The sequence below is a fragment of the Desulfocurvus thunnarius genome, assembly GCF_055390965.1.
The window spans coordinates 572,636-594,096 of the sequence record NZ_AP042411.1; the positions used below are offsets into that span (position 1 = coordinate 572,636).

General features: G+C 66.5%; 20 protein-coding genes and 1 tRNA gene. 13 read left to right on the forward strand and 8 right to left on the reverse strand.

All coding sequences use genetic code 11. The annotated features are described in order from the left end of the window. Positions 1-12 precede the first annotated feature (12 nt). Positions 13-567, forward strand: coding sequence for a tripartite tricarboxylate transporter TctB family protein (locus ACZ5KV_RS02530; RefSeq protein WP_464240773.1), 555 nt, complete (start codon positions 13-15; stop codon positions 565-567). A 3-nt stretch (positions 568-570) separates the two neighbouring features. Continuing rightward, complete coding sequence (locus tag ACZ5KV_RS02535) at positions 571-2,064, forward strand: tripartite tricarboxylate transporter permease (RefSeq protein ID WP_464240774.1); 1,494 nt, start codon at positions 571-573, stop codon at positions 2,062-2,064. A gap of 79 nt (positions 2,065-2,143) precedes the next feature. On the opposite strand, the gene ACZ5KV_RS02540 is transcribed toward ACZ5KV_RS02535, so the two are convergent. After that, entirely contained in the window at positions 2,144-3,922 is a 1,779-nt protein-coding gene (locus ACZ5KV_RS02540) for a sigma-54 interaction domain-containing protein (RefSeq protein WP_464240775.1), read from the reverse strand. A 370-nt stretch (positions 3,923-4,292) separates the two neighbouring features. Between ACZ5KV_RS02540 and ACZ5KV_RS02545 the strand changes: the two genes are divergently transcribed. The 8 genes from ACZ5KV_RS02545 (at position 4,293) to ACZ5KV_RS02580 (ending at position 14,622) form a co-directional block, all read left to right on the forward strand. Next, complete coding sequence (locus ACZ5KV_RS02545) at positions 4,293-4,835, forward strand: TRAP transporter small permease (RefSeq protein ID WP_464240776.1); 543 nt, start codon at positions 4,293-4,295, stop codon at positions 4,833-4,835. Next, positions 4,832-6,115 carry a TRAP transporter large permease gene (locus ACZ5KV_RS02550; RefSeq protein WP_464240777.1) on the forward strand — a complete coding sequence of 428 codons (1,284 nt, stop codon included), beginning with the start codon at positions 4,832-4,834 and terminating at the stop codon, positions 6,113-6,115. The genes ACZ5KV_RS02545 and ACZ5KV_RS02550 overlap by 4 nt, the downstream gene beginning before the upstream one ends. Before the next feature lie 26 nt (positions 6,116-6,141). After that, positions 6,142-7,173, forward strand: a complete 1,032-nt coding sequence (locus ACZ5KV_RS02555; RefSeq protein WP_464240778.1) for a TRAP transporter substrate-binding protein — start codon at positions 6,142-6,144, stop codon at positions 7,171-7,173. Between the two features lie 127 nt (positions 7,174-7,300). Further along, positions 7,301-8,602: a threonine synthase gene (gene thrC / locus ACZ5KV_RS02560; RefSeq protein ID WP_464240779.1), complete on the forward strand. Its 1,302-nt coding sequence runs from the start codon at positions 7,301-7,303 to the stop codon at positions 8,600-8,602. 42 nt (positions 8,603-8,644) lie between these two features. Beyond that, entirely contained in the window at positions 8,645-10,114 is a 1,470-nt protein-coding gene (locus ACZ5KV_RS02565; RefSeq protein WP_464240780.1) for a pyridoxal-phosphate dependent enzyme, read from the forward strand. Between the two features lie 9 nt (positions 10,115-10,123). Next, positions 10,124-11,308, forward strand: coding sequence for a YgeY family selenium metabolism-linked hydrolase (locus ACZ5KV_RS02570; RefSeq protein WP_464240781.1), 1,185 nt, complete (start codon positions 10,124-10,126; stop codon positions 11,306-11,308). Between the two features lie 60 nt (positions 11,309-11,368). Next, positions 11,369-12,979 carry an N-acyl-D-amino-acid deacylase family protein gene (locus ACZ5KV_RS02575; protein ID WP_464240782.1) on the forward strand — a complete coding sequence of 537 codons (1,611 nt, stop codon included), beginning with the start codon at positions 11,369-11,371 and terminating at the stop codon, positions 12,977-12,979. 578 nt (positions 12,980-13,557) lie between these two features. Beyond that, positions 13,558-14,622, forward strand: a complete 1,065-nt coding sequence (locus ACZ5KV_RS02580; RefSeq protein WP_464240783.1) for a lipid II:glycine glycyltransferase FemX — start codon at positions 13,558-13,560, stop codon at positions 14,620-14,622. 267 nt (positions 14,623-14,889) lie between these two features. On the opposite strand, the gene ACZ5KV_RS02585 is transcribed toward ACZ5KV_RS02580, so the two are convergent. The 7 genes from ACZ5KV_RS02585 to ACZ5KV_RS02615 all read right to left on the reverse strand — a co-directional run bounded on the left by ACZ5KV_RS02585 (position 14,890) and on the right by ACZ5KV_RS02615 (position 18,571). Further along, positions 14,890-15,333 (reverse strand): DUF488 domain-containing protein, encoded by a 444-nt coding sequence (locus ACZ5KV_RS02585; protein WP_464240784.1) that lies wholly within the window; start codon positions 15,331-15,333, stop codon positions 14,890-14,892. After that, entirely contained in the window at positions 15,326-15,955 is a 630-nt protein-coding gene (locus ACZ5KV_RS02590; protein WP_464240785.1) for a DUF488 domain-containing protein, read from the reverse strand. The genes ACZ5KV_RS02585 and ACZ5KV_RS02590 overlap by 8 nt, the downstream gene beginning before the upstream one ends. A 13-nt stretch (positions 15,956-15,968) precedes the next feature. Then, positions 15,969-16,658 carry a dual OB domain-containing protein gene (locus ACZ5KV_RS02595; RefSeq protein ID WP_464240786.1) on the reverse strand — a complete coding sequence of 230 codons (690 nt, stop codon included), beginning with the start codon at positions 16,656-16,658 and terminating at the stop codon, positions 15,969-15,971. 248 nt (positions 16,659-16,906) lie between these two features. Next, the gene (locus tag ACZ5KV_RS02600; RefSeq protein WP_464240787.1) at positions 16,907-17,302 is read right to left on the reverse strand and encodes a terminase gpA endonuclease subunit; all 396 of its coding nucleotides are present in this window, start codon (positions 17,300-17,302) and stop codon (positions 16,907-16,909) included. Between the two features lie 471 nt (positions 17,303-17,773). After that, positions 17,774-18,202 carry a hypothetical protein gene (locus ACZ5KV_RS02605; RefSeq protein ID WP_464240788.1) on the reverse strand — a complete coding sequence of 143 codons (429 nt, stop codon included), beginning with the start codon at positions 18,200-18,202 and terminating at the stop codon, positions 17,774-17,776. Then, positions 18,199-18,369, reverse strand: a complete 171-nt coding sequence (locus ACZ5KV_RS02610) for a S24 family peptidase (protein ID WP_464240789.1) — start codon at positions 18,367-18,369, stop codon at positions 18,199-18,201. Before ACZ5KV_RS02610 ends, ACZ5KV_RS02605 begins: the two co-directional genes overlap by 4 nt. A 125-nt stretch (positions 18,370-18,494) precedes the next feature. Continuing rightward, a tRNA-Arg gene (locus tag ACZ5KV_RS02615) sits at positions 18,495-18,571 on the reverse strand. A gap of 268 nt (positions 18,572-18,839) precedes the next feature. On the opposite strand from ACZ5KV_RS02615, the gene ACZ5KV_RS02620 reads away from it, so the two are divergent. From ACZ5KV_RS02620 to ACZ5KV_RS02630, 3 genes are all read left to right on the forward strand, one after another. Further along, positions 18,840-19,361 (forward strand): UbiX family flavin prenyltransferase, encoded by a 522-nt coding sequence (locus ACZ5KV_RS02620; protein ID WP_464241796.1) that lies wholly within the window; start codon positions 18,840-18,842, stop codon positions 19,359-19,361. 108 nt (positions 19,362-19,469) lie between these two features. After that, entirely contained in the window at positions 19,470-20,654 is a 1,185-nt protein-coding gene (locus ACZ5KV_RS02625) for a M28 family peptidase (RefSeq protein ID WP_464240790.1), read from the forward strand. A 35-nt stretch (positions 20,655-20,689) separates the two neighbouring features. Beyond that, the gene (locus ACZ5KV_RS02630) at positions 20,690-21,391 is read left to right on the forward strand and encodes a metal-dependent hydrolase (protein ID WP_464240791.1); all 702 of its coding nucleotides are present in this window, start codon (positions 20,690-20,692) and stop codon (positions 21,389-21,391) included. Positions 21,392-21,461 lie beyond the last annotated feature (70 nt).

Below are 21,461 nucleotides of genomic sequence, written 5' to 3' on the forward strand. Positions count from 1 at the left end.
CAGGAGCATCCCATGCGCACGCCGAACAAAGACACCTCTCTCGGGCTGGGGCTGGCCGCCTTCTTCGGGGCCGTGCTTCTCTTCGTCATCCCCCGGGCGGTGGTCATCCCTTCCAGCGCCGTCGTGCCCTCCCTGCGGCCCGATTTCTGGCCGTCCATCCTGTGCGGCGTGCTGGTGCTGCTCGGGCTGGGCCTTGCGGCGGGCTCCCTGTCGGGGCCCGCGCGCCCGGCCCCGGAGTCCGGCTGCGGCGGGTGTGCCCCGGCGCCCGGCTCCGACCCCGCCCCCGGCCCCACGCGGCCCGCGCGCCCGGGCAGGGCCGCCCCGGCCTGCGTTGCCGCACTGCTCGCGGCCTACGCCTGGACCCTGGAAGCCGCCGGGATGATCATCCCCTCGGCCCTGGCCTTCACGGCCCTGGCCCTGCTCTACGGCGAGCGCCGCCCCGGGGTGCTCGCGGTCGTGGCCGTGGGCCTGCCCGTGGGGCTGTATCTCTTCTTCACCCAGGTCGCCAACGTGCCCATGCCCGCGGGCGACCTGCTGGCCGGGCTGCTGGCCGGGGCGCAGGACTGACCCGTGCTGGAACATCTCGGATACGCGATTGGCCTGTTCGCCTCCTGGGTCAACCTGCTGGCCATCGGCGGGGGCATCCTGTGCGGCGTCGTCGTCGGGGCCATCCCGGGGCTGACGGGCACCATGGCCGTGGCCCTGGCCCTGCCCCTGACCTTCACCCTCGAACCCGTCACAGGCATCCTGCTGCTGCTGGGCATCTACAAGGGCGCCATCTACGGCGGGTCCATCCCGGCCATCCTCATCAAGACCCCCGGCACCCCGGCGGCCTCCTGCACGGTGCTCGACGGCTACCCCATGGCCGAGCGGGGCCAGGCGGGCAAGGCCCTGAAAATGGCCCTGTACGCCTCGTGCACGGCGGATTTCATCTCCAACCTGTCGCTGATCTTCTTCGCCAAGGCCATCGCCGGGTTCGCCCTGCGCTTCGGCCCGCCGGAGTTTTTCGCCCTGGTGGCCTTCGCGCTGACCATCATCGCCGGGGTCAGCGGCGACAGCCTGCTGCGCGGGCTCATAGCGGGTTTCCTGGGCCTGTTCGCCGCCACGGTGGGGCTGGACCTCGTCTACGGCACCAACCGCTTCACCTTCGACAGCCCCGACCTCATGGGCGGGCTGAACTTCGTGCCCGTGCTCATCGGCCTGTTCGCCCTGCCCGAGATCATCGGCGGAGTCGCCAAACCCACGGGCGGCCTGCCGCGAACGGCGACGACGCAGGGCTCGTCCCTGTCCTTCGCCGAATACCGCGCAAGCCTGAAGAACATCCTGCGCGGCAGCCTCATCGGCGTGTTCCTGGGCGCCATCCCGGGCATCGGCGGGGCGCCCGCCGCCTTCATGGCCTACAGCGAGGCCAAACGCACCTCCAGGCACCCCGAGCGCTTCGGCCGGGGCGAGTTGCAGGGCGTGGCCGCCGCCGAGGCGGGCAACAGCGGCTGCTGCGGGGCGACCATGATCCCCCTGCTGGCCCTGGGCGTGCCCGGCGACGTGATCACGGCCATCATCCTCGGGGCCTTCATGATCCACAACCTGACCCCGGGGCCGCTGCTCTTCGAGCAGCAGACCGGGCTGGTCTACGCCATCTTCATGGGCCTGATTCTCAGCTCGGGCTTCCTGCTGCTGGCCGGGCTGGGCTGCATCCGCTTCTTCGCGCGCATCGCGGCCATCCCCCGCGCCCTGCTGCTGCCCGCCGTGGCCGTGCTCTGCGCCTACGGCGCCTACGCCGTGAACAGCAGCCTTTTCGACGTGCTGGTCATGACCGGCATGGGCATCCTGGGCTACGCCATGCAGTCCGCCCGGCTGCCCGTGGCGCCCTTCCTCATCGCCTTCATCCTCGGCCCCATGTTCGAGGACAACCTGCGCCGCTCCCTGCTGCTGTCCGGCGGCGACCCGTCCATCTTCCTGCGCTCGGGCATCTGCTGGTTCTTCATCGGCCTGACGGTGCTCTCCTGCGTGCTGCTGGCGCGGCGCAACCTGCGCAACAGGCGCCTGACCTGCGCGGCGGATTGACGAAAGCCCAAAAGAAAGGGGCGGCCCCGGGGCCGCCCCTTTCTTTGCGGGCCTGCGCCCGGCGGCCGCCGGGCCGCCGTCAGCCCTGCGCCTCGCGCAGCTTGCGGTAGAGGGTGGCGATGCCGATGCCGAGCTGCCCGGCCACGAATTCCTTGTCCTGCTTGGAGGCCGAGGCCCCGCCGTAAGGCGCCAGGGCCTTGCGGATGACCAACCGCTCGATGGTCGGCAGGTGCAGGGTGGTGCCGTCCAGGGCCGGTTCGCGGCGCACGATCTTGCGCGGCAGCATGGCGGCGCACACGGCGCAGCGCGTGTCGGCCACGTGGGCCGCGTATTCCATGGCGTTTTGCAATTCGCGCACGTTGCCGGGCCAGGAATAGGCACCCACGGCCTTCCAGAAGTCGTCGCGCACGGTGACGAAGGACTTGCCCAGCCGGGAAAAGCTCAACTCCAGGAAATGCCGCGCCAGCAGGAACACGTCGCGCCCGCGCTCGCGCAGGGGCGGGGTGGTGATGGGGATGACGTTCAGGCGGTAGTAGAGGTCGTCGCGGAACAGGCCGTCGGCGACCATCTGGCCCAGGTCGCGGTTGGTCGCGGCGACCACGCGCGTGTCCACCGGCAGAGGGCCCGGCGCGCCGACGCGCTGGACCTCGCGCTGCTCCAGGGCCCGCAGCAGCTTGGCCTGCAGGTGCAGGGGAATCTCGCCGACCTCGTCCAGGAACAGCGTCCCGCCGTGGGCCTGCTCGAACTTGCCCACGCGCCCGCGCGGGTCGGCCCCGGTGAAGGCTCCGCCCACGTAGCCGAACAGCTCGCTTTCCAGCAGGGTTTCGGGGATTGCGCTGCAATTGATGGCCACGAAAACCTCGCCCGCCCGGCCGCTCTCGTCGTGCAGGGCCCGGGCCACCAGTTCCTTGCCCGTGCCCGACTCGCCCATGACCAGCGTGGAGGCCCGGGCCCCGGCAAAGCGCCTGATCTGCCGCTTGAGTTCGGCCATGGCCTCGGACTCGCCCAGCAGCACGTCCAGGCCGATGCGGTCCGTGGCCGAGGTGATGCGGTAGGCGTTCTTGCGCATGGCCTGGGCGTCCTGAAAGACGAACACCCGCGCGCAGTCGCCGTAGTCGAGGGCGTGCTCCTGGCCCATGACCGGCAGGGTCCGCCCGGCGCATTCCAGGTCGTAGGCCTGATAGTGCAGCACACCCTCCTCACCCTGGCGCAGGACGGCGCGCAGCCCGGGCTGCGGGCCGGGCTGCGCGTCGGGGCCCTCGTAGCCCATGGCCCGGCGCGCATCCAGGCCCAGGATGCTCCCGGCGGCGCGGTTGTAGCCCAGAACGGCCCCGGCCCGGTCGAGCATGAGCACGCCTTCGTCCACGCGGTTGACGATATGCTCCAGCAGGCGCCCCACGCTGCGGGTGCGCCGCAGCTCCCGGGCCTCATGGACCTTGGCGGCCAAAAGCCCGGCCATCTGGGCCAGGAAGTCGAAGAACATGTCGAAATTGTCCAGGATATGGGCTTTCTGCTCCTGGGTGAAGCAGACGAAGCCGATGACCCCGACCACCGCCTTGCCCTCCAGGATGGGCGTGCTCATCTCGAAGGTCTCCTCGCAGCACTGCCAGTTGGGGCAGTCGCGGCACATCTCGGCAAACCCCGGCTCGCGGACCACCAGCGGCTGGCGCAGGGCGATGACCTTGCGGTAGACGCTGCTGGCGGCGTCCATGGGCAGCCCGACCCTGGAGGCGAAGCGCCCCGTGCCCGCCACGCGGAACAGCTCGGTGTCCACGATTTCCACGTCCACCCCCAGGACGCGGGAGATGACCAGGGCGAACTTCTCGACCTCGGAACGGAGGCTGCGCAGGACTGTCATTGAAACCTCTTGATATGTAACAATTTCCATTCGTATCAAAACGATACGAAGACACTATCCCAATCCTTGTCGACAGGCAAGGTTCAACAGGAGTACGGTTCCTCCGGCGCTTCCTGGCGGGTATGACGGGCCGCCAGTATCATAACGATACAAACGATTTCTTTTTTGTTAAAAACGGACACCAGGCGCCCGCGCCCGGAGACCAAGGAACCCTGGCCAAGGGGCTTCGCCGCCCAAGATGCGGCACCTATCACAGCAAATTCAATGATGAAAAATCAAAACAGTCCTGTCCATTCGCCCCCCTGGCACAGGCTGTGCAAACTGCGCAATCGACCCGCGACCCTCAAGCCCAGGCAGGACGGACGACAGCATGAAGCATCCCAGCGACACCCCCGGCGTGGCCCAGCGCATCGAGCGCTTCGGGCACGTCCTGAACCACATCACCGAACGGGTCTGCGCGGCCCTGGTGGCCGGCATGATCCTCGTGGTCTGGCTGGGCATCGTCGGGCGCTATTTCCCGGCCCTGCACTTCGGCGTCACCTGGACCGAAGAGCTGGCGCGCTACGTCATGATCTGGGCCGCCCTGCTGGCCGTGCCCTGCTGCGCCTACCGCCGCGAACACATCGGGCTGGACATGCTCTTCCGCAAGCTGCCGGAAACCGCGCAGCGCCCGGCGCGCATCGTTCTGGACTGCGTGGGCCTGGGCTTCTTCGCCTTCATGGCCCTGTACGGCGTGACCATGGCCCGCATGGGCGCCACGCAGTTCGCCTCCATTTTCGGCATGACCATGACCATCCCCTTCCTGTCGGTGCCCGTGTCCTGCGGGCTGACCGTGGTCCAGATCCTGGTCTGCATGGCCCGCGAGTGGTTCGGCACCGAGCCGCTGTATCTGGCGCGGGAGGGTGGACGATGATCCTGGTGGCGGTGCTGTTCTTCGGGCTGATGCTCGCCGGGGTGCCCATCGGCTTCGTGCTGGGCATCGCGGGGCTGACCGGGCTGGTGCAGGTCGGCGGCGAGCATTTTCTGGTCATGGCCCCCAAGCGCTTCTTCGAGGGGCTGGACCTGTTCACCTTCATGGCCATGCCCTTCTTCATCCTGGCCGGGGAGATCATGAACCGCGTGGGCATGACCCAGCGCATCGCCGGGCTGGCCGACGCCCTCGTGGGCTACATGCGCGGCGGGCTGGCCCACTCCAACATGGTGGCCTCGGTGCTCTTCGCGGGCATGACCGGCGCGGCCGTGTCCGACGCGGCGGCCTTCGGCAACACCCTGGTGCCCGCCATGGTCAAGCAGGGTTACTCCCGGCCCTTCGCCTGCGCCGTGACCGCCGCCGGGTCCATCATCGGCCCGACCATCCCGCCCTCGAACCTCATGGTCATCTACGGCTCCCTGGCCGGAGTCTCCATCGCCGGGCTCTTCGCGGCGGGCATCCTGCCCGGGCTGCTCATCTGCCTGGTGTGCATGGCGCTCATCGTGGCCCTGGGCCGCAAGCTCGGCCTGCCCAAGCAGGAGGGCAGCCCCAGCCTGCGTGAAATCCTCTCCGCCTTCCGGGGCGGGTTGCTGGCGCTGATCATGCCCGCCATCATCCTGGGCGGCATCCTGGGCGGCGTGGTCACGCCCACCGAGGCGGCGGCCATCGCCGTGTTCTACGCCCTGTTCGTGGGGCTGTGCATCGAGCGGACCCTGCGCATGGCCGATGTCATGGACATGCTCGTCCGCACCGCGCGCATCACCGGCGTGGTCTTTCTGATCATCGCCTCGGCCTCCATCCTGAGCTGGTGGATGACCTTCATGCAGATTCCCCAGCAGATGGCCGACCTGTTCCTGTCCCTGTCCTCCAACCCGGTGGTCATCAAGGCCATGATCCTGGCCCTGCTGCTGACCATCGGCATGTTCATGGACATCAACGCCGCGCTGATCATCCTCACGCCGATGCTCAGCGCCCTGACGCAGACCATCGGCATGCATCCGGTTCACGCGGGGGTGATGATCGTCCTGGCCCTGAACATCTCGCTCATGACCCCGCCCGTGGGCGCCTGTCTCTTCGTGCTCTCCTCGGTCACCGGCGAGCGCATCGAGCGCATCAGCGCCGCCCTGTGGCCGTTCATCCTGGTGGAGGTGGGCGTGTTGTTCACCATCACCTTCTGGACCGACCTGGCAATGTTCGTCCCCAAACTTCTGCTCGACATGTAGCGGAACAACCCCCAGCGAGGCTCGTCATGCGATTTGCAAAGAGGCTTTCGGTTCTGCTCGCGGTCTGCGCCCTGGTCGTGTTCACGGCCCAGGCCGCCCTGGCCGCCAAGGTCATCAAGATGCACCACCTGAACAAGAACGGCGCCTTCGACAACCCCTCGGGCGCGGCGGCGGTGGTCTTCAAGAACCTCGTGGAGTCCGGCACCAACGGCTCCGTGCTGGTGGAGATCTTCCCCAGCGGCCAGCTCGGCAAGGACGCCGAGGTCGTGCAGCAGGTCAAGGCCGGCATCATCCAGCTCGGCGTGCATTCCGTGGGCGCCGTGGGCAGCGTCTACCCCATGATCTCCGTGCTCGACGTGCCCTTCGCCTTCCCCAACCACGCCGTGGCCTACGACGTTCTCGACGGCCCCTTCGGCAAGAAACTGGCCGCCGACATCACCGCCAAGACCGGCCTGGCCGTCCTCGGCTTCAGCGACTCGGGCGGCTTCTTCCAGTTCACCAACTCCAAGCGGCCCATCAAGACCCTGGAGGACATGAAGGACCTCAAGCTCCGCACCATGGGCCTTGAGACGCACAAGCTGCTCGTGTCCAGCCTGGGCGGCCAGCCCGTGTCCATCGCCTGGTCCGAGGTCTACACCGCCCTGCAGACCGGCGTGGCCGACGGCCAGATGAACCCCGTGCCCATCGTGGAGTTCGCCAAACTGTACGAGGTCCAGAAGTACCTGACCATCACCAACCATCTCTTCGCGCCCCACGTCTGGCTGATGAACGCCGAGTTCCTGGCCTCGCTGACCCCCGGCGAGCGCACCGTGGTCGAAAGCGCCGCCCGCGCCGCCATCGTCACCAGCCGGGGCATCGCCAACTCCATCGAGGCCTCCGAGCGCGGCCTGCCCTTCCTGAAGGAGAAGATGGAAATCTACACCCTGCCCGAGGCCGAGAAGGCGCGCTTCCGCGAGGCGTCCCTGCCCGTGGTCACCAAGTACCTCGAAGAGGCTTTCGGCGACGAGGGCAAGGCCCTGCTGAACGACTTCCTGGCCGCCATCAAGGACGCCTCCTAGGCGCCAGCGGCCCAACCGGCAACGGAACCCTCTTCCCGTGCCTGCCCGCCACCCCGGCGGGCAGGCACGGGCTTTGCGCGAAACGCGGCCCCAAGCCGCAGGACAACAGCAACCACCAGGAAACGACATGCCCCGAAAACACCCCGAGCACGTAACCGCCCTGCGCTGCATGGTCTGCGGCAGACGCCACCGGCCCCAGGACGTGGATTACGTGTGCCCCGACCACGGGGACCACGGGGTTTTGGACGTGGAATACGACTACGACGCCGTCGCCAAAAACATTTCCCGCCTGGGGCTGGCCGCCTGCGGCGACTGGACCCAGTGGCGCTACCGGGCCCTGCTGCCCGTGCTGCCCGACACCCCGGCCCCGGCCCTGCCCGTGGGCTGGACGCCGCTGCTCCCCGCGCCCCGGCTGGCCGACGCCCTGGACCTGGGCGCCGTGCACCTCAAGGACGAAACCCGCCAGCCCACCGGCTCCCTCAAGGACCGCGCCAGCGCCCTGGCCGTCATGAAGGCCCGCGAGGCGGGCGCCCGGGTGGTGACCACCGCCAGCACGGGCAACGCCGCCGCCGCCCTGGCCGGAATGTGCGCGGCCGACGCCATGGCCTGCGCCCTGTTCGTGCCCCAGAGCGCGCCCCGGGCCAAGGTCGCCCAGCTCGTGGCCTACGGCGCCGCGGTGCATCTGGTGCGCGGCAGCTACGATCAGGCCTTCGAGCTGTGCCTGCGCGCCGCCGAAACCTACGGCTGGTACAACCGCAACACCGGCTACAACCCGTACATGACCGAGGGCAAGAAGACCGCCGCCTTTGAAATCTGCGAACAACTGGGCTGGCGCGCGCCGGACCAGATCTTCGTCGGCGTGGGCGACGGCTGCATCATCGGCGGGCTGCACAAGGGCCTGAAGGACCTGCTGGCCCTGGGCTTCATCGACTCCATGCCCCGGCTCATGGGCGTGCAGGCCGCAGGCAGCGACTTCATGCACCGCGCCTGGACCCGGGGCCTCCGGGGGGCGGACCTGCTCGATGTCCCGGCCATCGAGGCCCGCACCGTGGCCGATTCCATCTCCGCCGGGCTGCCGCGCGACCGCATCAAGGCCGCCGCCGCCGTGGCCGAAACGGGCGGCGCGTGGCTGCGGGTTGCCGATCAGGCCATCCTGGAAGCCATTCCGCAACTGGCCCGCGCCAGCGGCGTGTTCGCCGAGCCCGCCGCAGCCGCCGCCCTGGCCGGGCTGACCCAGGCCCGGGCCCAGGGCCTGACCGGCCCGGGCGACCGCGTGGTGCTGCTGATCACCGGCAACGGCCTGAAGGATGTCGACGCCGCCATGCGCGCCTGCTCCGGCCCCGCGGACCAGCCCCTGGCCCTGGACCCCGACCCCCGGACACTGCGCCGCGCCCTGGACGCCCAGGCCGCCCGGCTGGCCGGGCAATGAGTTTTTCACCCATCATGCACCTTCAGCCGCAAGGATGACCCCATGCTCGACCTGACCGTGAACGAACCCGGATTGGAGCGGGCCGTGGCCCGCGCCCGGGAAAAGAACATCATCATCCCCACCCTGGAACAGATGCGCCACCCCGAGACCATCCCCGCGCCCATCCGCGAGCGCCTGGGCGCCCTGGGCCTGTGGGACCTCGACCCCCTGAACCTGTTCCGCATCACCTGGAAGAACGAGCCCGTGGCCACGGGCGGCGGCTTCGGCGGGGTCAACCACATCGAGCTGCCCCCGGCGCTAACCGGGGTGCCCGCGCGCATCGTGCTGCTCGTCGGCAAATGGTTCCCCACCGGGGCCCACAAGGTCGGCGCGGCCTTCGGCTGTCTGGTGCCGCGTCTGGTCACCGGGCAGTTCGACCCCACGCAGCAAAAGGCCGTGTGGCCCTCCACGGGCAACTACTGCCGCGGCGGCGCCTACGATTCGCACCTGCTCGGCTGCGACTCCATCGCCATCCTGCCCGAGGGCATGAGCCAGGAGCGTTTCGACTGGCTGGCCAAGGTCGCCGGGGAGACCATCCGCACCCCCGGCTCGGAGAGCAACGTCAAGGAAATCTTCGACAAGTGCAACGAACTGGCCGCCTCGGGCGACAAGCTGATGATCTTCAACCAGTTCGACGATCCGGGCAACTACCTGTGGCACCACGAGGTCACGGGCCGGGCCATGGCCGAATGCCTGGCCTCGCTCATGGACGACCCCCGGCGCTTCCGGGGCGTGGTGCTCTCCACGGGCTCGGGCGGCACCCTGGCCAGCGGCGACTACCTGAAAACCCGCTACCCGGGCATGAAGATCGCCGCCTGCGAAGCCCTGCAGTGCCCGACCCTGCTCATGAACGGCTTCGGCGCCCACCGCATCGAGGGCATCGGCGACAAGCACGTGCCCTGGGTACACAACGTGCGCAACACCGATATGGTCATCGCCGTGGACGACGAACTGCCCATGCGCCTGATCCGCGTCTTCAACGACCCGACGGGCCACGAATACCTCGCCGGGCAGGGCGTGCCCGCCGCGACCATCGCCCGGCTGTGCGAGCTGGGTATCTCCTCGGTGGCCAACACCGTGGCGGCCATCAAGTTCGCCAAGTACTATGAGCTGGGCCCGGACGACGTGGTCCTGACCATGGCCACGGACTCCATGGAGATGTACGGCTCGCGCCTGGCGGAGCTGGACGCCGAGCGCGGCCCGCTGACCCGCGAGGACGCCGCGCGCACCCACGGCGCCTTTGCCGCCGTGGGCACCGACGCCATGGAGGAACTGACCTACCTGTCGCGCAAGCGCATCCACAACCTGAAGTACTACACCTGGGTCGAGCAGCAGGGCAAAACCTACGAGGAAATCCAGGCCCAGTGGTACGACGAGCATTACTGGAGCGCCATCCCGGCCCTGGCTCCGGCCATCGACAAGCGCATCCGGGAATTCAACGAGCGCACCGGCCTGCTCAAGGCCCTGGCCTAGGAGGACGCCATGGACAATATGGAAAATCCGGTCGCGGCGCTGTGCGCCGAGCTGATCCGCGCAAAGAGCCTCTCCGGGCAGGAGGACGAGGCCGCCCGCGTCCTGGCCGCCGCCATGCGGCGCCTGGGCTTCGACCGTGTGGACGTGGACAGCCACGGCAACGTGGTCGGCACCATCGCGGGCAGCGCCCCCGGCCCCTGCGTGTTGCTCGACGGGCACATCGACACCGTGCCCGTGCCCGATCCGTCGGCCTGGGCGCGCGACCCCTTCGGCGGCGAAATCGCCGGGGGGCGCGTCCACGGCCGGGGAGCGTCGGACATGAAAGGCGCCGTGGCCGCCATGACCGTGGCGGCGGCGGAGTTCGCCCGCCGGAGCGGACGGGCCTTCCGGGGCCGGGTCTGCGTGGCGGGGGTCGTTCACGAGGAGTGCTTCGAGGGCGTGGCCGCGCGCGAGGTCACGGCGGCGGTCAAGCCGGACTACGTGGTCATCGGCGAGGCCTCGGAGCTGAACCTCAAGATCGCCCAGCGCGGCCGGGCCGAAATCGTGGTCGAAACCTTCGGGCGCCCGGCCCACTCGGCCAACCCGGAAAAAGGCGTCAACGCCGTGCTGATGATGCTGCGCCTGGCCGAACGCGTGGAGCGCATCGCCCCGCCCGAGCACCCCGTGCTGGGCAAGGGCATCTGCGTGCTCACGGACATCAAGTCCAGCCCCTACCCCGGAGCCTCCGTGGTGCCCGACGCCTGCCGAGTGACCTACGACCGGCGGCTGCTCACCGGCGAAACCCGCGAGGACGTGCTGCGCCCCTTCCGGCAGGCCATCGCCGAACTGAGCGCCGAGTACGCCGACTTCCGGGCCGAGGTCTCCTTCGCCCGGGGCCGCGAAACCTGCTACACCGGCCGCGACATCGAAGGCGAGCGCTTCTTCCCGGCCTGGCTGCACACCGAGGACGAACCCTTCGTCCAGGCGGTGCTGGCCGGGCTGCGCGGCGCGGGGCAGAATCCGGCGGTGTCGCACTACGCGTTTTGCACCAACGGCAGCCACTACGCGGGCGAGGCGGGCATCCGCACCCTGGGCTTCGGCCCCTCGCGCGAGAACCTGGCCCACACCATCGACGAATACGTGGAAATCGAGCAATTGGCCAAGGCCGAGGAGGGCTACCGCGCCATCCTCGGGGCCCTGTTGCCCGCAAGCTGACGCAACGGGACCGGCCCGGGCCGACGGACGGTCGGGCCGGTCCACCAAAGAGACACGCCCATGCGCATTTTCCTGGACAACGCCCTGCTGATCGACGGCACGGGCGCGGCCCCCCGCCCCGGGGGCCTGCTGCTGGACGGCCAGCACATCGCCGCCCTGACCGCCCCGGGCCAGCGCCCCGAAGCCGACCACACGGCGGACCTGGGCGGCCTGGCCCTGTGCCCCGGCTTCATCGACACCCACAGCCACACCGACCTGGCCATCCTCGACGCGCCCATGCCCTGGCCCAAGCTGCGCCAGGGCGTGACCACCGAAATCTTCGGTCAGGACGGCATCGCCATGGCCCCCCTGCCCGCCGAACACGTCGGCCCCTGGCGACGCAACCTCGCCGGGCTGGAGGGCGTGTCCGACTCCATCGCCTGGGACCACCGCGACACGGCGGGCTACCTGCGCCTGCTGGAGGAGCGCGGCGTGGGCGTGAACGTCTGCGCCCTGGCGCCCCACGGCAACGTGCGCATGGAGGCCATGGGCCTGGGCCCGGAGACCGCGAGCCCCGCGCAGCTCGAGCGCATGTGCGCCGTGCTGGAGCGCGAACTGGAGGCCGGAGCCTTCGGCCTGTCCACGGGCCTCATCTACCCGCCCTGCACCTATGCCGACCGGCGCGAGCTGACGGCGCTGTGCGCCGTGGCCGCGCGCTTCGGCCGCCCGCTGGTCATCCACCAGCGCAGCGAGGCCGACGCCGTGCTGGAATCCATGGCCGAGGTGCTGGCCGTGGGCCGCGACAGCGGCGTGCACGTTCATTTTTCGCACTTCAAGATCTGCGGCAGGAACAACGCGGACAAGTTCCCGAAGATGCTGGAACTGCTGAACCGGGCCCGCGAGGAGGGCCTGCGCGTGACCTTCGACCAGTACCCCTACGTGGCGGGCAGCACCATGTTGAGCGCCATCCTGCCGCCCTGGGCCCACGCCGGGGGCACCGACGCCCTGCTCGGCCGCCTGCGCGACCCCGAGGCCCGGCGGCGCATGCTGGACGACATCGCCACCGTGCCCAGCGCCTGGGACAATTTCGTGGATTTCGCCTCGGTGGACGGCATCTTCGTCACCAACGTGCAGACCCCGGCCAACGCGGAGGCCATCGGCAAGAGCCTGGTGGAGCTGGGCGCCATGCGCGGCGTCGCGCCCCTGGAAGCCGCCCTGGACCTCATCCTGGAGGAGGCCAACGGCGTCAGCATGGTCGATTTCTACGGGCTGGAAGAGCACGTGGAGGGTTTCCTGGCCCGGCCGGAGATGAACGTCTGCACCGACGGACTGATGCACGGCAAGCCGCACCCGCGCACCTACGGCGCCTTCGCGCGCGTGCTGGGCAAATACTCCCGCGAGCGCGGCATCCTGAGCCTGGAGGAGGCCGTGCGCAAAATGACCGGCCAGCCCGCCCGGACCTTCGCCCTCCCTCGGCGCGGCCTGCTGCGCGAGGGCTATTTCGCGGACCTCGTGGCCTTCGACCCCGCCACCGTGCGCGACACCGGCGATTACACCGACCCCTGCCGCCACCCCACGGGCATCGAGCTGGTCATGGTCAACGGCGCGGTGGCCCACGCCGGGCCGCGCCTGGACGCCCTGCCGCACTGGTCGGGCCGGCCCGCGGGCCACGTGCTGCGCGCGACGCGCTGACGAAGCGACGGCTCCGTGCCGCCGACCGCTCTGAACGGGACGGCGGCAGCCCCCGGACGAACCAAGCCGGGGCCCTCCTCCGAGGGCCCCGGCTTTTCCGGGCCCTCGGCGGCCCGGCCTGCGCGGCTGCGTCGCGCCGTCGATGGTCGGCAGGAGGCGCGGGGTCGCGCCATCAGGCGCCGCCCCCCATGGCCGTTCCCGAAAAGCCGCCAGCCCCTCCCCCGCTCCGTCAGGGCATGCACAAAGGGATTATCCGCAAGAGGATGATGCCTCTTTTTCTTTTTTTCGGTTGCCGAAACCATCCAGCCGGGCTATGGCCTCGCGGAAACACCCCCGCGCCATGACGCGACGCACGAAACAACAGGACAGGACACACGCATGGCCAGCCCGAAAAACACGCCCACCATCCAGGCCGCCCCGGCCATGGCGCTTGCAAATCGCCAGGCTGCCGTCGTGTAGAACGCCTCCGGACCGCTGCATTCACGACGGGGCGCCAGGGGCGCCCTTTCTTTTTGCCCGCCGCGCCGCCCGCAGCCGCGCGGCCGACGAAAACCCACAGCCACACAAGGACACACGATATGCTCGACCTCGCAGCCAAATCCACCGCGGCGCTGCTGCCCACGGACATTTTTTTCCAGACCGCCTACTGGGCGCGGGTCAAGGCCCGTCTGGGCCTGGGCGCCCTGGCCTTCGACCTGCGCAGCGCCGGGCCGTGGGGCGACGTGCTGGTGCTGCTGCGCCGCTGGGGCGGGCGGACCGTCGCCGTGGTGCCCCAGGGCCCGGAGTACGCCCCGCCCGAAGACCAGCGCGGCCCCTTCCTGGAGCGTTTCTCCCTGGCCCTGGCCGAATGCCTCGGCCCTGAAACGGCCTTCATCCGCTACGACCTGCCCTGGTCCTCGCCCTACGCCGAGGCCCTGCGCCAGGGCGAGCGGGACGCCTTCCCCGAGGCCCGCGTGCGCGAGATGCGCATGAACATGGGCACGCAGCACTGGAACCTGCGCAAATCATTCGAGGACCTGACCGTCGCCAGCTCGCTGGTGGTGGACCTGCGCGGCAGCGAGGAGGCCATACTCGGGGCCATGAAGCCCAAAACGCGCTACAACATCGGCCTGGCCCGGCGCAAGGGCGTCACGATCCTGCCCGGCAGTGCGGACAATCTGCCGGACTTCCACGCACTGTACGAGCAGACCGCGCGGCGCAACGGCTTCACGCCCTGCGGCCAGCGCCATTTCGCGGCCATGTTCCACGGCCTGCTGGCGGCCCCGGAGCACACCGAGCTGCTCTTCCTCCTGGCCCGCCACGAGACGGACATCCTGGCGGGCGCCATCGTGGGCATCGCCCGGGGCGCCGCGCATTTCCTCTACGGCGCCTCGGGCAACGCCAAGCGCGACTGCATGGCCCCGAGCCTGATGCACTGGGAGGCCATGCGCCTGGCCCGGCAACGCGGCTGTCGCAGCTACGAGATGGGCGCCGTTTCCCCCGCCGACGACCCCGATCACCCCTTCCACGGGCTCTACCGCTTCAAGACCGGCTTCGGCGGCCGCATCGAATACCGCAGCGGCTCCTGGGACTACCCCCTGGACCACGACGCCTACAACGCCTTCCGCACCGCCGAAAAACTCGCGCGGCTGGATGTGGGCTGAACCGGTTGTCCGCTGAATATCTCGCCTTCTGGGGTCTCCCGTGTCAATGGAATGCGTGATGCGCCGGGGCCGGTAGTTGACCAGGGTTACGCGATGCGCAGAACCCCGAACCAGGCCTTCCTGGACGGGCTGCCCAAGCCGAAAAAGGACAAGGAAAAGGCGACCACAAAGGCCGCCTAGAAATCACCCCGCCAGGGGCGGCAGTGTCAGGTGAATACTATCTCTGTACAAACTATTCTTATCACCTATGGCCTGAAAAATAAAACATCAAAGATGATGAATCTCAATGTCGCCGACCATACACTTCAGATATTCAGCGACTAGTCGTCGGTGACATTTATCAGGCCGGCTCTCACTGCACAAGAGTACTGCACTGCCAAGACGCTTTACATCCACACCGTGCTCAATTTTACGATCACTCAATAATCTCAAAAAATCCTTCTCATACGCCATCCAATCAATTTGTTTTTTCTTATACCTATACAAAATATCTTTTGTAGGCGCCCACTCCGGTTTATGTTCATATTCACATCCACATATCTCTTCCAAAAAAAATTGCAAATCTTCTTTTTTAGCAAAACCTGCAAGCTGAGAAACATTATTCAACCTAACATCTATTAATAGCGATATATTATATTTTTTAAGTAAACCAAAAAATTCACGAGCCTTCTTCTTCGTGAAACCTATTGTATAAATGACATTACTATGCACAATCCATATCCTCGTTGTCATTACTCTCAGTACCATCGTTATAAGCGATCTGTTCGGAACGCCGCCGGTAAGCTTCATCCAGAGCAGCACTTTCACCACTCAGACCAGGAAGTTTAAGCTGCTCAAGATTATACATTTTGAGCAGCCGAAACTCTGTATCACGATGAATCTCAACTTTTCCTACACCCAAAATATGCTTTATATTAAAAAAATTCGTTGCATTTCTTGCAACTAACATAGCCCTATGGCAATTGAGTGGATCTTTTTCTGCGCACATTAATGCGATAGTATAATTCATTGACCCGTCTATCAACCTCTTAATACCTCTGAGAAACAACTCATGTTTAGCTATTTTGTCATATCTTGCAACCCCGTTCACATATACAGACTTATCGGGAAACCGAGCACCAAGGTGCTCGCCTAAAAAAACATATTCAATACCACTATACTTCAAAAACCGTTTTAAATTAGTTGAGTTATATTCACTATGGAAAGAACTAAATGGCACGGATCTCACATCCGCAACAGCAGTAACACCAAATTGCTTTAGAACGCGGACAAACGAATCCAATGAGAACTGTGCATAGCCTATTGTGTACAAGTCCTTTTTTTCAGATACCACAAAGACACCCAATCTACTTATGACAGCGTATTTCTTCCAAGAAATCAGGGAATGTATATATGCCATTCACCTGCATCCAATACCCAACCCTATCACCAACTGAATGTTCTCTACTTAAACCAATGCGTAAATATACTTTCTGCCTCCTCAAAAAACCATTAACCTTGCGCCGCCCCTCTTCCGTATTATTCTTTTTAGCGTAGCTATAAAAGCCAAGATCTGTAATTGACAGATACCTGAACGTTTTTCCAGATTTATCAGTAAAAACAGCTCTCATCTTTCCAGGGTTATACTTATCTTCAACAATAGAAATAGAATTGACGCCAACTGTTATTATCGATCTCTCTGGAGCCTCATCAAGTGGGATGTGTTTTTGACCATCTTCAAGTTTGACCCCAAACCCTTCCTCAATAGAACCAACTAATCCACAACACAAACTAGATAAAAAGTCATCGGATGACGACGGACCCAAAAATTTCAAAGAAGTATACGAATAGTCCTCTGTATGAGGTTTGGTTACAACTGATTTTGGCTTAAAATCACCCTCGAGGATTGCTCCAGGTAATATGTTACTATTTTTGCAAACCTGAGAATCCAAATAAGGCATAGGCCGAACACACACCTTATTATCCAAACAAATACCTGCAATACATACGCAATCCTCATTTTGAAAATGAGTCAAATCCGTCACAATAATGCGCATACCCCCCCTCCTATTACATTAAAACAGTATACAATCCCCTCTTCTTTCTATTCAATCCACCTCAAACGCTTACTTCACCGCCTTTCATCTTTCAATCTATAAATTTGTCAAAAAATTCGCGACATCCTCCTCCCAGACCCACACCCCCCGCACTTTCCCGCACCGGAAGGCGGGAATCTTGCTCTCGTTGACCAAATTATAAAAATGGCTCTTGGAACAATTCAGGATATCGCAGGCCTGCTTCCAGTTCAGCTTTCTGCCTTTCTTCTTGTCCACGAGCATCTCCTTTGGTTGAACCAGTCCGGACGGGCTCCAGAGCCGGGCAGGGAGTGCGGGGTGGGGGCTGCGCCGCGCGGGGTCTGGGCGGTTTGCCTGGGTCTGGGGGTTGGGCGCTTCCAGTTGCGCAGGTCCAGCTCGTAGGCGGCGACCAGGGCCATGACCTCGCAGTCCCAGAAGTGGTTGTCCTTGCCCTCGGGGCAGAGCCAGCAGAGCTTCTTGTCGTCGAAGTATTCGGCGGTCATATCGCCCGCGCCCTGCACCCTGGTTTGGTCCACGGCGTGCGCCCTGGCCTTGCCCGCGCCCCGCATTCCGGCGGCGTCGGCCACGATTTGCGGCCCGGTGCCGTGCTCGCCGTCAGCGCCCATGCACCACCTCCGAGCGTGTCACGAATCCCGGACAACAAGCACCAGCCAGGTACGGCGCCACGACATTTTCCATTTTCTCGCACAATCTTTTCCACCCCCACGCGAAAACCGTGAGAGGTCGCGCACCCGCACAGGGCGACGCCCGGGAAGGCCCCGCGCCCCCGCCTCGCCCCGAGGCCGCAAACAGGACCCTCTGGCCAGCCCACCAGTCAGAGAGGAGCGGGGGGAGCGGCGCCGGACGGCCAGTGGGAGCAGGAGCGCGGGATACATCACCCGCACGGAGTGAGATATAGGGGGGCAGGCTAGTTGAGAAAGGGCCAGGTGCCTTGGGGCAGTCGGAGAGATGTGGGAGAAGTGCAGGAGTGGTGCGGGGTTTTGAGGTTTGTTTGGGCGTAGCCAGGCCGAAAGGTCAAAATGAGAAAAATACCGAAAGAGGGGCGGTGGTTGCACGATAGATGAGAAAACACCTAGCTACTCCAGGCCCAGGCGCCCGTAGTTTTCACCGTCAACGATGACTTGCTCGTGGCCTGCCAGCACCTCGCCTGTGTCTGTATTTACCAGCCTGAAATCAAAGAAGAATTCAACGCTATTGGCGTCCATCTCAATCTGAACAGATACGCAATCACGATGCTCCTTGGGGCAGACGTAAACGCGGGCATCTTTTGTGAAGCTCATTGAAATGTACGGGTTGCTGACCATCGCGCCGTCTACAACAGCCTCTTTCGCTATTGCGACATCATAATATTGCTCGCTTGATGGGCCAAACATGATGGGTATAGCAGGCTTCCCAGCAATGGAATACTCGAAATCTCCAACGAGTAGGAACTCATTGGCAGGTAATATTCCAGGTGTTCCACAAACTATGAACAGCGCCAGAATCCCAGAATAGACAGTATTCATCTTGCCTCCCGACACCACCAGATGACTCTTCCTATGACGCGGACGTTCAGGGATTCATCCCGGAGGTCTATTGAGATCGGCCTATAGTCCCTGTTGGCCGATCTTAGAATATAGACCCCAGGTTCCTTGTCCACATGCTTGATCAAGACCTCGTCGTCAATCCCCATGAGAGCCCGGGCACGAGGCGACGGCCTGGGTCGGGCGTGGGGGAGGGAAGTGCGTGTCAGGGTAGCAATAGGCTAGCAAAAGAAACAGCGGCTTGCGGCATCATCACCGCAAACCGCTGAAAATATGGCGGGCAATGTAGGACTCGAACCTACGGCCTTTGGCTCCGGAGGCCAACGCTCTATCCACCTGAGCTAATTGCCCGCTTGAGGGATGAGTACCTATGACGGCGCAAGGGCGTTGTCAAGGGATGATTGCTGCGCGCGGATGGCGGGCGGCGGGCCGGGGGGGCAGGCGGCGGACGGAAATCCAGTTCCGCCCCCGGCACCCGCCCCGGCCGTCCGACCGGCCCGGACCGGCGTCCCTTCGCGCCTTGTCATCCCCGCCCGCCAAGGCTATCGTCCTTGGACCACAAGGAGTTCCCGTGACCGAAACCCGACGCATCGTGCTGGCCGTCAGCGGCGCCAGCGGAATGCCCTATGCCCTGACCCTGGCCCGGGCCCTGGCCGCCGCCCCCGGCGTGCAGACCCACCTCATCGTCTCCGACGCCGCGCGGACCGTGCTCGCCCGCGAATCCGACGCCACCGCCGACGATCTGGCCGCCCTGGCCCACGCCGTCCACCCCGCCGCCGACTTCGCCGCGCCGCCCTCCAGCGGCTCCTGGCGCCACGCGGGCATGGTCGTCTGCCCCTGCTCCATGGCCACCCTGGCGGCCATCGCCAGCGGCGCGGGCACGAACCTCATCCACCGCGCCGCCGACGTGACCCTCAAGGAGCGCCGCCCGCTGCTGCTGGTCACGCGCGAAACGCCCCTGTCGCGCATCCACCTCGAAAACATGCTGCGCGCCACCGACGCCGGGGCGACCATCCTTCCGGCCAGCCCCGGATTCTACCACCGGCCCGCCAGCGTGCAGGACCTCGTGAACCACTTCTGCGGCCGCGTGCTGGACACCCTGGGCATCGCCCAGACCCTCGCCCGCCCCTGGGAGGGCTGACCGCCCATGCGCCCCCGCGCCGCAGTCCGCCTCATCTCCGGCCCCGGAGCCGGGTCCGGCTCAAAGTCCGGCTTTGCCTCCGCCCCCAACCCCGGCGCCATGGCGCCCATGTTCCCCGAAATCCCTGCGCGTCCCCCGCGCCGGGGCATTCCATTTATTCCAAGCCACTCCACGGCCGCCCCGGTCCGCCATCCCGACCGTGCCCGCGCGCGCCGCGCTCCGGCCCTGGCGCTGGCCGTGCTGCTCTTCCTGGCCCTGGCGCCCGCCGCCCGGGCCCACCCGGAGCTTCCCGGCCTGCGCGCCAGCCTGGAGCGCACGGTCCACGAGTTGGCCGTGGGCATCGGCCCGCGCCACCAGGGCGCGCCCCAGGCCTACGCCCGCGCCGCCGCGCGCATCGCCGCCCTGCTCGCGCGCTGGGGCGTGCCCTATGAAACAATCCCCGTGCCCGGCGCCGAAAACACCCCGCCGATCATCATCGCCTATCCCGGCGGCCCGCCCGTGCCGCCGCCCCCGGCGCCGCCCGTTCCCCCGGCGCCCTCCGGCCCGGCCGCCGACGCGCCGCCGCCCGCCATGCCGGAGCCGCCCATCCTCGACGTGCCGCCGCCCCCGGGGCCGCTCGTCCTCGGCGCACACTACGACACCGTGCCCGACGCCCCCGGCGCGGCGGACAACGCCTCCGGCGTGGCCATCCTCCTGGAAACCGCGCACCTGCTGCACGCCCCGCCGCCGGGCAAGACCTGGCGCGACCAGCCCCTGCCCCCGCCGCCCGGGGCCGTGCGCATCGCCTTTTTCCCCAACGAGGAGGCGCCCAACTTCATGACCCCCGCCAGCGGCAGCGTGGTCTACGCCGCCCTGCTGGCCGCGCCCCCGGCCCCCGGGGCGCCCCCCGGTCGCGTCGTGGCCGTGGACACCGTGGGCCTCAGCGCCAAGGCTCCCGCCACGGGCGTCCTGGCGGCGCTGTTCGGCTCCGGCGTGGCCGTGGGCGCGCGCGAGGCCTCGGGGCCCCTGGCCCGCGACCTCGCCGCCGCCCTGGGCACCCGCCTGCCCGTGGAGACCGTCGTCACCGACTCCGGCGGCGCCTGGATCGACAACTCGGACCACAGCGCCTTCATCCGCCACGGCTGGCAGGGCGCCCTGCTGACCTCGCCGGGCGTGGCCCTGGCCGCCTGCGTTCACGCCCCCTGCGACACGCCGGAAATCCTGGATTTCCGGATCATGGAAAAAACCGTGCTCGGCCTCGTGGAATTCACCGTGCGCGCCCTGCGCCCCCCGGCGCCCGCGCCCGGCCCCTGAGAAACCAGCCCCCGCCCACCCGGCAAGGAGGACCGATGACCAACACCCTGACCTGGTACGGCCACGCCAACTTCCGCATCGACACCGGCAGCGCGACCATCCTCGTGGACCCGTTCTTCGAGGGCAACCCCACCGCCCCCGTGGGCGCCGCCGCCGTCACCGCCTGCGACGCCGTGCTCGTCACCCACGACCACGGCGACCACGTCGGCGCCGCCGTGGACATCTGCCAGCGCACCGGCGCCACCCTGGTGGCCATCGTCGGCACCGCCGCCAGGCTCCAGCAGGCGGGCGTTCCCGCCGCGCAGATCGTCGGCGGCATCGGCATGAACATCGGCGGCAGCACCGAAATCGCGGGCGTGCGCATCACCATGACCCAGGCCTTCCACTCCTCCGAAAGCGGCGCGCCCACCGGTTACATCCTGACCCTGCCCGGCGGCTACACCATCTACCACGCGGGCGACACCGGCATCTTCGCCTCCATGCAGACCTGGGGGCGGCTGCACGCCATCGACCTGGCCCTGCTGCCCATCGGCGGCTTCTTCACCATGGACCCGCGCCAGGCCGCCCTGGCCTGCCAGCTCCTGCGCTGCAAGGCCGTGCTGCCCATGCACTGGGGCACCTTCCCCGTGCTGGAAAAAAGCACCGCCGCCTTCGCCGCCGCCCTGGCCGAATTCGCCCCGGAAACCGCCCTCGTCCAGGCCGCCATCGGCCAGCCCCTGGCCCTGCCCCCGGCCTGAGGCCGCCGGGGCGCCGCCCCGGCCCCCCGCAAGGGGCCAACAGCCCCTTGACCCCACACGCGAACCGGGC

What these genes read in the sequence shown, in the direction of transcription:
- ACZ5KV_RS02530 (WP_464240773.1), top strand. Translation starts at nt 13, where the DNA reads ATGCGCACGCCGAACAAAGACACCTCTCTCGGGCTGGGGCTGGCCGCC.
- ACZ5KV_RS02540 (WP_464240775.1), bottom strand. Translation starts at nt 3,922, where the DNA reads ATGACAGTCCTGCGCAGCCTCCGTTCCGAGGTCGAGAAGTTCGCCCTG.
- ACZ5KV_RS02545 (WP_464240776.1), top strand. Translation starts at nt 4,293, where the DNA reads ATGAAGCATCCCAGCGACACCCCCGGCGTGGCCCAGCGCATCGAGCGC.
- ACZ5KV_RS02550 (WP_464240777.1), top strand. Translation starts at nt 4,832, where the DNA reads ATGATCCTGGTGGCGGTGCTGTTCTTCGGGCTGATGCTCGCCGGGGTG.
- ACZ5KV_RS02555 (WP_464240778.1), top strand. Translation starts at nt 6,142, where the DNA reads ATGCGATTTGCAAAGAGGCTTTCGGTTCTGCTCGCGGTCTGCGCCCTG.
- thrC (WP_464240779.1), top strand. Translation starts at nt 7,301, where the DNA reads ATGCCCCGAAAACACCCCGAGCACGTAACCGCCCTGCGCTGCATGGTC.
- ACZ5KV_RS02565 (WP_464240780.1), top strand. Translation starts at nt 8,645, where the DNA reads ATGCTCGACCTGACCGTGAACGAACCCGGATTGGAGCGGGCCGTGGCC.
- ACZ5KV_RS02570 (WP_464240781.1), top strand. Translation starts at nt 10,124, where the DNA reads ATGGACAATATGGAAAATCCGGTCGCGGCGCTGTGCGCCGAGCTGATC.
- ACZ5KV_RS02575 (WP_464240782.1), top strand. Translation starts at nt 11,369, where the DNA reads ATGCGCATTTTCCTGGACAACGCCCTGCTGATCGACGGCACGGGCGCG.
- ACZ5KV_RS02580 (WP_464240783.1), top strand. Translation starts at nt 13,558, where the DNA reads ATGCTCGACCTCGCAGCCAAATCCACCGCGGCGCTGCTGCCCACGGAC.
- ACZ5KV_RS02595 (WP_464240786.1), bottom strand. Translation starts at nt 16,658, where the DNA reads ATGCGCATTATTGTGACGGATTTGACTCATTTTCAAAATGAGGATTGC.
- ACZ5KV_RS02600 (WP_464240787.1), bottom strand. Translation starts at nt 17,302, where the DNA reads ATGGGCGCTGACGGCGAGCACGGCACCGGGCCGCAAATCGTGGCCGAC.
- ACZ5KV_RS02605 (WP_464240788.1), bottom strand. Translation starts at nt 18,202, where the DNA reads ATGAATACTGTCTATTCTGGGATTCTGGCGCTGTTCATAGTTTGTGGA.
- ACZ5KV_RS02610 (WP_464240789.1), bottom strand. Translation starts at nt 18,369, where the DNA reads ATGGGGATTGACGACGAGGTCTTGATCAAGCATGTGGACAAGGAACCT.
- ACZ5KV_RS02620 (WP_464241796.1), top strand. Translation starts at nt 18,840, where the DNA reads ATGCCCTATGCCCTGACCCTGGCCCGGGCCCTGGCCGCCGCCCCCGGC.
- ACZ5KV_RS02625 (WP_464240790.1), top strand. Translation starts at nt 19,470, where the DNA reads ATGTTCCCCGAAATCCCTGCGCGTCCCCCGCGCCGGGGCATTCCATTT.
- ACZ5KV_RS02630 (WP_464240791.1), top strand. Translation starts at nt 20,690, where the DNA reads ATGACCAACACCCTGACCTGGTACGGCCACGCCAACTTCCGCATCGAC.